Raw genomic sequence first — 568 nt, forward strand, 5'->3', positions numbered from 1 at the left:
GGGCGGCCAAGCGGAGCCTGGACGTCGGCGTGGCGGTGACGGCGCTGTTCGTGCTTCTGCCGCTGCTGCTGCTGATCGCGGTTCTGGTCTGGGCCGGCGACCGGCAGGCGCCGATCTACCGGCACATGCGGCTCGGCCGCGACGGCCGCCGCTTCGGCTGCCTGAAGTTCCGCTCGATGGTCACGGACGGCGAGGCGGTGCTGGCCGCGCACCTGGCGGCCAGCCCGCGGGCGCGGGCGGAATGGGCGGAGACGCACAAGCTCAGCGACGACCCGCGCATCACGCCGATCGGCCACGTTCTGCGCAAGACCTCGCTGGACGAGCTGCCGCAGCTCTGGAACGTGCTGCGCGGCGAGATGAGCCTGGTCGGGCCGCGCCCGATCGTGCCGGCCGAGGTCGCCCGCTACGGCCGCGCCTTCGCCACCTGCTTTGCCGTGCCCCCGGGGGTGACCGGCCTGTGGCAGGTCTCGGGCCGCTCCGACACCACCTACGCCGAGCGCGTCGCCCTCGACCTCGACTACGCCACCCGCTGGAGCCTGCGCCGGGATCTCGCCATCCTCCTGCGCAC

Annotated in this window: 1 protein-coding gene; it reads left to right on the forward strand. The window is 73.9% G+C overall.

Annotated elements, in window-relative coordinates; all coding sequences use genetic code 11:
• A partial coding sequence (locus tag MFF58_RS31960; protein ID WP_238294356.1) for a sugar transferase occupies positions 1–568 on the forward strand: 568 nt, incomplete at both ends.

Source organism: Methylobacterium longum (genome assembly GCF_022179385.1).
GTDB lineage: Bacteria > Pseudomonadota > Alphaproteobacteria > Rhizobiales > Beijerinckiaceae > Methylobacterium > Methylobacterium longum.